The 9,940-nt window shown below is 37.0% G+C and carries 7 protein-coding genes; 5 read left to right on the top strand and 2 right to left on the bottom strand.

Annotated features, from left to right (window positions below; all coding sequences use genetic code 11):
- A partial coding sequence (locus tag U736_RS0105200) for a YrzE family protein (protein ID WP_026500382.1) occupies positions 1-770 on the bottom strand: 770 nt, incomplete at its 3' end.
- Positions 771-1,258: 488 nt separating this feature from the next.
- On the opposite strand from U736_RS0105200, the gene pyrF reads away from it, so the two are divergent.
- The 3 genes from pyrF (at position 1,259) to U736_RS0105180 (ending at position 5,263) form a co-directional block, all read left to right on the top strand.
- Positions 1,259-2,104 carry an orotidine-5'-phosphate decarboxylase gene (pyrF, locus tag U736_RS0105190; protein WP_015856744.1) on the top strand — a complete coding sequence of 282 codons (846 nt, stop codon included), beginning with the start codon at positions 1,259-1,261 and terminating at the stop codon, positions 2,102-2,104.
- A 537-nt stretch (positions 2,105-2,641) separates the two neighbouring features.
- Positions 2,642-4,129, top strand: coding sequence for a histidine--tRNA ligase (gene hisS / locus U736_RS0105185; RefSeq protein WP_015856743.1), 1,488 nt, complete (start codon positions 2,642-2,644; stop codon positions 4,127-4,129).
- Positions 4,130-4,630: 501 nt separating this feature from the next.
- A complete protein-coding gene (locus tag U736_RS0105180) occupies positions 4,631-5,263 on the top strand; it encodes a replication protein (protein WP_244596082.1) in 633 nt (210 codons plus the stop codon).
- 819 nt (positions 5,264-6,082) lie between these two features.
- On the opposite strand, the gene U736_RS0105170 is transcribed toward U736_RS0105180, so the two are convergent.
- Positions 6,083-6,604 (bottom strand): peroxiredoxin, encoded by a 522-nt coding sequence (locus tag U736_RS0105170; RefSeq protein WP_015856730.1) that lies wholly within the window; start codon positions 6,602-6,604, stop codon positions 6,083-6,085.
- A 218-nt stretch (positions 6,605-6,822) separates the two neighbouring features.
- On the opposite strand from U736_RS0105170, the gene U736_RS0105165 reads away from it, so the two are divergent.
- Both U736_RS0105165 and U736_RS0105160 read left to right on the top strand, forming a co-directional pair.
- Positions 6,823-8,451, top strand: coding sequence for an alpha-D-glucose phosphate-specific phosphoglucomutase (locus U736_RS0105165; RefSeq protein ID WP_015856729.1), 1,629 nt, complete (start codon positions 6,823-6,825; stop codon positions 8,449-8,451).
- A 1,065-nt stretch (positions 8,452-9,516) separates the two neighbouring features.
- The gene (locus tag U736_RS0105160) at positions 9,517-9,852 is read left to right on the top strand and encodes a zinc ribbon domain-containing protein YjdM (protein ID WP_015856728.1); all 336 of its coding nucleotides are present in this window, start codon (positions 9,517-9,519) and stop codon (positions 9,850-9,852) included.
- Positions 9,853-9,940 lie beyond the last annotated feature (88 nt).

The raw sequence follows: 9,940 nt of genomic DNA, 5'->3' as shown, positions 1-9,940 counted from the left end.
CTTCGATCAAATTTTGTCGTGAGATCTTCTACACGATCAGACAGGCGTTCACCAAGATTTTTTAAAGTGGTGCGATAGTGAGAAGGATCATTTTTGAAAGCTGTGATCGCAGAACCAATATCGTTGAGTGCTGCTTGATAGGTTTGTTTCAAGCGATCAGGGTTGAGAGCAGGAATGTCGCTTTTATTGAGAAGGGTGCGTAATTCACTACCAAGTTGATCAAAATTGATGCCATTGTCACTGTTTTTTGCAAAAAACTTTTCAAGACTTTCGCTGTTTAATTTTGCAAGTATGGGGGAAATATTGGTTTTTAGGCTGTCTACGGTTTGTTGGACCATGGAGCTGTTTTCTAGAGCAGTTTTAGCTCCTATCTTTGCTGTACTAGAAACCACGTGGATGGCTTGGAGGGTCATTAGCAATGTTATGAGAGCCCAAGTGAGAAAGCCATGAAGCGTCCCTGACGATTCAGCAAAACGTCCAGCTACAAAGCCTCCTAAGGCTAGGCTAATCAGTGTAACGATAATAGAACCCACGCCAAAGGAGAGGAAAGAGCCTTCCAATGGGGTTGAAGAGGTGAAATCCATTTGGCTTAAGCCTAACGCTGCTACCAGAAAAGAGAGGCAAATTGAGGTGGCAAGGGCTGTCATCAGTCCCGCAAAGATTGCGGACCATGAAATGGGTGTGTGAAAGAATGGATACTTTTCTTCTAGAGATGTTTCTCCTAGAAAATTCGTATCAAATGGTGTGTCTTCAGGAATGCGAGTTTCCATGTTTTATCTCCTTGAATATGCTGGAGATACAATGTCTTTTTGCCAATTATGTTCCAAAAGTGAATAGATATGCGCTAAAAAGGGATAGGAGAGATCTAAAGTTAAGCTCGAGATCATCATAGTGGGGCATTTTCTTTTAAAACTTTTGTTTAAAGCACGTTCATAGAGAGTTTTTGTTGATCATAAAAAAGGGGTGTAAAAACGACAAGGTACGCTATTGGGCTTTATGAGGTCATTGAACAAAATAATATGAACGCTTTTTTTGTTTATATTCTTTCATAAATTTGAATTTTTGTCTCATGACGACGTCTTGGTCGATAAACATGTGATAAGCGTTACGAATGGAAATATATTTATGTTTCATAAATAAAAGCACACTTTGTATAAAGAGCTCTTTCTTTGTGTTTTCAGTATTGTATTCTTTTGACAAATGCTTTTCTTTTTGATTGTATCAGAAAGTTTAAAGACAGACCGTGTTAGGATATAAAATGTTTTGTTCAGCTTTTTTTAAAAATAGTGAAAAATATGGACCGCTTTGCGTTGGTTTTGATCCGAGTCATAAAGTTTTGCAATCATGGAATTTAAGCTGTGATTATAAAGGTCTAAAAGATTTTTGTGATATCCTCTTAACAGCGGTTGTGGGTAAAGTGGGGATGATAAAGCCTCAAGCCGCATTTTTTGAGTTATATGGGGTGGAAGGGCTTCAAATTCTCAAAGAACTTATTGAAAATGCACAGGCACAAGGTTTGTTGGTTCTCGTTGATACGAAAAGAGGGGATATTGGCTCTACTGCTGAGGCTTACGGTAAAGCTTGGCTTGGTTCAAGTAGTGCGTTTAAAGCAGATGCCATAACAGTCAATCCTTTTTTAGGATTTGATGCTCTCATTCCTTTAATAAAGATTGCAGAAGAAACAAAAACGGCTGTTTTTATGGTTGTTCAATCTTCGAATCCAGAGGGAAGGCACATTCGAAATGCGCGCATTGGTGATCAAACGGTTTCTGTTCATTTGGCACAGCGTATTTTTGAATATAATAGCCAATCTTCAAGTCAATATCATCATGTTGGTCCTATTGGGGCAGTGATTGGAGCAACATTGGGCAATGAAGCAAAAGATACAATCGAACAGTTAGAAAATAACTTATTTCTCGTTCCTGGCATTGGGGCTCAAGGGGGAACAATAACACAATTAACTCAGCAGTTTCCTCAAAGGCTATGGCAGAATCTTATTCCTTCCATTTCAAGATCGATTACACAGGTTGGTCGAAATAGTGTTGATTTAAAAAATGTTATTCATGATTTTGCTGAGCAATCTAAAAATACGCTTCTATCTTAAAGTTTTTTGCTAAGTTATCAAAGAAAAAAAGCTCTTATAAAAGAAGGGGGCTTATCAAATTTTAAGTCAGATACTTCTTTCAAAAAGTGATTTGCTTTATCTAAAGTCAAGAGTTATTTTTGATCTTTTCAAAAAGTGTTCATATATTTCTTATTTTCTGTTGGGATTGGGAGGGTCAAATACGGAAAGCAAATGTTTGAAAAAAAATGCAGAAATCTTGGAAATATATGAAAAATTGCTTCAAGGAAGACGAGATAAAGGAAGAAAATGTAAGAAATACCTGAACAGTGCTAAAAGATGAGGCATAAGAGGGTTTGGAGAGTGTATTCGTTTTGGGCACGTTTTAGTTTAAAGGCTATGACTCATCTTACAGGATAAACTCTTTTAGAATATTGCTTTATAAGGATATTACTTTTGTAAAATAAAGGACTCTAACATGTTATTAAAAGTTTTTAGATTGATAAAGTCATTGCAGCGTTGGTTTCTATAAGATAGACACACGTTATCTGTGAATACATATTGTTGTTAGAGAAAAACATGTCATTGAAACAAGAAAAAACCAAAGCCCGTTTACCCCGTGGTTTTGTGGATCGTACAAGTGCACAGTTGTATGCAACTGAAACAATGATTGCGCAAATTCGCGAAGTTTATGAACTTTACGGTTTTGAAGCACTGGAAACACCAATTTTTGAATATACGGATGTGCTGGGTAAGTTTTTACCTGATGAAGATCGTCCAAATGCGGGCGTTTTTTCGCTACAAGATGATGATGAGCAATGGATGTCTTTGCGCTATGATCTTACTGCGCCTCTTGCCCGTTATTTTGCAGAGAATTTTGAAGTTTTGCCAAAGCCTTATCGCAGTTATCGTCTTGGTTTTGTGTTTCGCAATGAAAAACCCGGACCAGGGCGGTTTCGGCAATTTATGCAGTTTGATGCGGATATTGTTGGAACACCAACGGTAGCAGCGGATGCTGAAATTTGTATGATGGCAGCGGATAGTTTGGAAAAGTTAGGGTTTCAGCAGCATGATTATGCCATTCGCTTGAATAACCGAAAAATTCTGGAAAGTGTTTTAGAATTGATTGGTTTAGGGGAAAGGGAGCAGATTGAAAGGCGCTTAACTGTTCTTCGAGCAATGGATAAACTGGATAAATTTGGTCCTGAAGGCGTGCGTTTGCTTCTAGGCAAAGGGCGTTTGGATGAAAGTGGTGATTTTACAAAAGGGGCCGAGCTTAAGGATAAAGAGATTGAGTGTATTCTTTCCTTACTGACTGTAAATGCAAAAACGGCAGAAGAAATCCTTGATGCTCTCAGACAAGTCGTTGGTCAGAGTGCTCAGGGGCTTGAAGGGGTTCGCGAGCTTGAGGAAATGCAAGCAATCTTTGTCGCTAATGGTTATCACAATCGCATTAAAATTGACCCTTCGGTGGTTCGTGGATTGGAATATTATACGGGACCTGTTTTTGAGGCGGCATTGCTTTTTGATGTTCTCAATGATGATGGGCAAAAAGTTGTTTTTGGCTCCGTTGGTGGTGGTGGGCGCTATGATGGATTGGTGGCACGCTTTCGTGGTGAAAATATTCCGGCAACAGGTTTTTCAATCGGTGTCTCACGCTTAATCGCTGCTTTGCAAAATCTTGGAAAGCTGCCTATGAAGGAGACAACAGGGCCGGTTGTGGTGTTGATGATGGATAAAGAACCAGAAGCTGTTGCTGGTTATCAAAAAATGGTGATGCAGTTGCGTGGTGCGGGAATTCGTGCTGAGCTCTATTTGGGGGCATCGGGAATTAAAGCGCAGATGAAATATGCAGATCGACGTCAAGCGCCTTGTGTGGTGATCCAAGGGTCACAAGAACGTGAGAGCGGAAAAATACAGATTAAAGATTTGATTGAAGGGGCGCGTTTGTCCCACGAAATTAAGGACAATCAAACATGGCGTGAAAGCCGTCCTGCGCAAGTGATGATTGATGAAGAGCAATTGGTTCAAACAGTACAAGATATTTTGGCAGCCCAAAAACGGTAATGATAAAAGTTTTGTGAAAGCGATTGTTGGGAAAAGCTCGAACATTTCCTCTTCAATTTTCAGAATTTGTATTTTACTTGTTTAGATATTCTTAAAATCGCGTTATTTTTTAAAGTTCCTGCGGCATAAAAGCAATTTTTTAAAGATAAAAATGCTTTGTCTTCATTATGAAATGAATGCTTTTGAGCGCGCGAGGTAAGTACCTTGCGTGAAGCAAGATACTGGACACTGAAGCATTTGAGGTTCTTGACGCAACCCTGTTTAGAAAAATTGATGATCAATAACAGAAACCCAATAGTTTATAGAAATATTGATCATTCATATGGATTTAATTTTTGAATTCTCATTTGCTGATATCATATTTCTACTGTTTTATTGTCGGCAGTCTACAATCTCACATCCATGAGAGATGAAAGAAATCTCAAGAATTTTATTTTAGAAGATTTTTTTAGTTTCAAAAGCAACGAATAACTTAAATCAGACAATTTTTAAAGGGAAAATATGGGAGGCATTATAAGAGATTATAATGACAACCATTTGAAATTATTCATTTATTATAACAAATCAATTTTTTACGGAGAAATGAAAATGGCCCAATATGATTTTACAGTGTTATATGAAAGAAATCCCTTTATTTTGAAAAAAACTGAAGATATTGGAAAATCATTTAAACTTCCTCCTTCAAACTTCGGATTTGAAGATCTTCCGCAAATTACGTTTTCAGGAGCGTCCGATAGTCGGCGTATGATTTTTGGGCTATCATTTAGTGGTATGAAAGCATTTTTTGTGATGTTGTGGCAAGTAGGGAAAATGTCAGATGAAGATGATGTGGATTTATGGTTTGATCAGGTAAGATTAGATGAGGATACTCTCAATGAATTTTTGATTTGTGATCTTTCAATTCAAGAACCAGAATATCTTAATTTTGAAAGTTTTAAAGAAGGTATCAAAGAATTAGAAAAGAATAAAATTGTAGCGAAGGGGACAAAAAAATATTGTTATTTCATTAATCCAGATATTTTTGGGCTTCCTGAATGTGATGAAGATTTTGAGTTCGATGAAGAGGAAGAGATAGAAGAGGAAGAAATGAAAACACACTTTATGGTAGAATATCCAAATAAACGCCTTCTTTAACTGTTTCTCTCTTAGAGAAAAATAAAAGCTTAGAATAAATGGCTATGAGAACAGCAATGAGTCTGTTTATGGTATGTGAATTGGAGTGTTTACGGGATCTGTTTTTATTTAATATTCTTCATGAACAGTTATTTATGCAGAGCCGTTTTTATGCCATATTTTCTTTCTTGATGCTTTTGTGAACCTTGCAGTAATGATGTTCATAGCTCTTGTATTTTAGAGCGTTTACGAGACGCATTTTTACTCTTTTTAATCGTTTATTCATATGCCAACCTCACGTGCTAATAAGCAAAAAAATAGTTTTAAGAGATTCAATATAAGAAGGGATAAAATAAAACAATCTTATGATATTCAGTGCCTCTCATTCGACATGAAAAATTATAAATTATCATTATAAATCAAATTATTGTTTGACACAAAGTTTTTCTCAATAGGAGAAATTTAGCATTGATCGTGCATATTTCATCGATACGTTAGTCCTTGATGTTTCTGAGAGAGTTTTGTATGAATTTGCGCATTTCGCAATTGCATCCCCATTTTTTGATAGCGTGCAACAGTTTTTAGCTTTTTATTCTTTGAGCACTATAATTGGTTTAGATTTTTTACTGGAAATTTTTCAAGTTTTTTCAAAGCAGTTAAAACGTGAAATACCTATTAAAAAATTATTGCTGGAATATTTTCTCACCAAAAACGCACAACCAACTTATAGTGTCTGCTTTGACAAATAGATGTTTCAAAAAATATAAACGACACAAATTTTCTTTATTAGGGAAATTTGTGTCGTTAAATTTTGTTTAAATAGACGATTTGGGGGCGGAATTAGCTTTTCAAAGCTTTTAAAACATTTTGTGGTGAAGAAACTTCATAAGGATCTGTTGCACAATTATCTGAAAAACCTGCTTCTTCAAACCATTGCTCAACCACACCATCATTAATAACGGCAGCATAGCGCCATGATCGCATGCCAAAACCAACATTGTCTTTTGCAACCAGCATACCCATTTTGCGTGTGAATTCACCAGAGCCATCAGGAATTAATTTCACGTTTTTGATATTTTGTGTTTTTCCCCAAGCATTCATGACAAAAGCATCATTGACGGAAAGACAATAAATTTCATCAATACCCGCTTGTTTAAATTCATCATAGAGTTTTTCAAAGTCAGGCAGCTGAAAAGTTGAGCAAGTAGGGGTAAAAGCTCCTGGAAGAGAAAAAAGAATAACACGCTTTCCTTTAAAGTAAGCATCGCTGTTAACTTCTTGCCACCGATAAGAATTATTTTCACCCACTTCATCTCGGACACGTGTATGGAATGTTACATTGGGAACAGTTTTTTTTATCATAAGGATGCTCCTATATTTTTACAAAAATTTTGTTTTAAAACAGCCTTTAGTATTTATAAAGCATATGGGAAAGAGCGTTTTAAATAAAAGGGCTTCTTTAAATTTTTTTTACTTCTAACGAGTGTGCAAATATTTCACACTTCCGTCAAGTAGAATTAATGGTCGACTTTGGATACTCTTCACCTTAAAATTAAAGGAAAGAATATGAAAGTATTTACATGACCATAAAGATAGTTTTAACCACGGCTTTTGAGGGGCAAAAACCGGGAACGTCTGGTTTGCGCAAAAAAGTGTCTGTTTTTCAACAACCTCATTATGTAGAAAACTTTATACAGTCTCTTTTTGATAACATTGGGCCTCTTGAAGGAAAAATGTTGATTCTTGGGGGCGATGGGCGCACTTTTAATCGTACTCTCCTTCAGATTGTGTTGAAGATGGCAGCGGCGCATGGTGTTTCTTGTGTTAAAATGGGAAGGGGCGGTATTCTTTCTACACCTGCTGTTTCGCATCTTATTCGTAAAACCCATGCCCATGGTGGACTTATTCTTTCTGCAAGCCATAATCCTGGTGGTCCAGAGGGAGATTGTGGTATCAAATACAATGTTTCTAATGGTGGACCCGCTCCTAATTCTTTATGTGATGCTATTTTTGCAACATCGCAACGTCTTTCCTTTTATAAAATTCTTGAAGCACCAGATATTGATTTAGATAGGCAAGGTACGATCTTTATGGGAGCCATGCGGATTGATATTATTGATCCTGTCGCTGATTATGTTGCTTTGATGCAGGAGCTTTTTGATTTTGACTGTATTGCCAAGGCCGTTGCTCGAGGTCTTACTTTACGGTTTGATGCTATGCATGCGGTAACAGGGCCTTATGCTCATGAAATTTTTGAAAAATGCTTAGGATTTTCTGAAGGAACGGTGGTTAATGGTATTCCTTTGCCAGATTTTGGAGGCGGTCATCCGGATCCCAATTTGGTTTATGCCAAGGCTCTTTATGATTTATTGATGTCAGAGCAAGGACCAGATCTTGGTGCAGCCTCTGATGGTGATGGAGATCGTAACCTCATTATTGGTCGTCAACAATTTGTCTCACCTTCAGATTCTTTGGCTATTATGGCTGAACATGCACACCTCATTAAAGGATATCGAAAAGGTGTTGTGGGGATAGCGCGTTCTATGCCGACGGGGCGTGCTGCTGATCTGGTTGCGGAAAAACACGGATTAAACTTTTTTGAAACGCCAACGGGATGGAAGTTTTTTGGAAACCTTTTGGATGCGGGGAAAGTAACCTTTTGTGGTGAAGAAAGCTTTGGAACTGGCTCTCATCACATCCGCGAAAAAGATGGTTTATGGGCTGTCTTATTTTGGTTAAATCTTTTAGCGGTAACAGAAAAAACTGTTGCACAAATTGTTCAACAGCATTGGTACACCTATGGGCGTTTTTACACGTTACGGCATGATTATGAAGAAGTCGAAGCAGATAAAGCTTTGGAACTTATAGAACATTTGCGTACGCACTTACCACATGCAGGAACTGAAATTGCAGGATTTTTCGTCAAAAAAGCAGATGATTTTACATATCATGATCCTGTTGATCAGAGTGTTAGCACGCGGCAAGGTATACGTATTTTTTTCGAAAATGGAGCACGGTTGGTGGTCCGGTTGTCGGGAACAGGGACGCTAGGTGCTACTTTACGACTTTATTTTGAACAGTATGAAAGTGATCCGCGCAAACACAATTTTAATTCGCAAGAAGTTCTCCAACCTTTGCAACAGGTGGTGCTAAAACTGTTAAATATACAACAAGCATTGGGGCGAGATCGCCCTGATATTATCACCTAAGTTCATTGGAATATTTTTTTGTAAAGGTATGATGATTGATCACATGAGGTATGATTTTAGGGGTGTGGTTTTATTTGCCATAAGGCAGATCCTCCATTTTCAAGCGCGCTTTGTTTTTTCCTCCTTTACATATCAATCGGATTTCTAAAACTGCGGGCTTCTTAAAACCGAATCCTGTAGGTAATTATAATCCGGCATAATCGGGGAGTTTATGTCCGATGGTTTTTGATGGTTTGATAGCAATGTTTGTTTAATAGGGGAGATGTTCCTTATGCAAAAAAAATATTATCATTGTTGCACACTTCATATGCTTGTCTTAAAGAAGCGTCTCTCTCAAAACACTAAAAACGCATCTTATGCGTGTTGCTTTTGAAAGGGATGAGCGACCATCTATCGAGCAGCACAATTTTACGCTTATGAGAGAGTAAGACCAGTATCATCATTCACTTTGCTCGCTTTCAATGTTGGCTCTTATATTTAAAAATGTTTAGTATTTTGAATAATCGTTTTACACGCTTCTTCCTACTTGTAGCATGCAAGCAAAAGGCTTTGGTTGATTCAATGTAAAAGGGGGTGAGAGAATCTCAGCTTATTTATCGGCTCTCATTCAATATACAAAACCATTAACTATGATTATAAATCAGTCTGTTCTCTAACATTGTGACTGTTATCTTTACTTAAATAAAAGGTCAAGTTGAGGGCATCATTTTCTTGTTTTTCAGTTTTTAGCTTTTTGAGAGCGTTTTATTTAGAGAGGTTCCTTTTCTAATTGTTTTTTATCCATTCGTTAATTGCATTGCTGATGTATAAGAAAATGATTTTGATTAATTTATTAGAGAGAATGAAGTGAGTAAATTTTATGATATGCGGGGGGCTTATTTAAGTTATATAATGATCAATCATTTTTATAAACTCATGTATGGTATGTGACGATAGCATTCATGAACACAGTTGGCAGATGAGGGTTGAAACAAAGGAAAATGTTTTTCTAAAATAATGGACAATAAGCACTTCTTGCTTTATGACCAGTCATAGTGAATGATTTTTCTTTTAAAAGGGGAATTTATGACCCAATATCCTAAATGTCCTCGTTGTGATTGTCTTTATACTTATGAAGATGGTGAAAATTTTGTGTGCCCTGAATGCGCACATGAATGGCCACAAAAAAACGATGATACTGTTCTTTCCGATACTGTTTATGATGCCAATGGTCAGATTTTAACAAACGGAGATACCGTTATGGTGATAAAAGATCTGAAAGTAAAAGGCGCTTCATCTGTTTTAAAAGGTGGTACTAAGGTAAAGAATATTCGCTTGGTGGATGGGGATCATAACATTGATTGCAAAATTCCAGGGATTGGTCAGATGAGTTTAAAGTCGGAGTTTGTGAAAAAAGTTTAGGCATTTATCCCCTTGCAATTGTTTTTGCATTTCGTTGGTTTTTTATTTTTACATTCTTCTCGAATGGGATTCTTTTCTTGTTTCACAG

The organism is Bartonella grahamii ATCC 700132 (genome assembly GCF_000518085.1).
Lineage (GTDB): Bacteria > Pseudomonadota > Alphaproteobacteria > Rhizobiales > Rhizobiaceae > Bartonella > Bartonella grahamii.
This window is presented reverse-complemented; position numbering and strand designations above follow the sequence as displayed.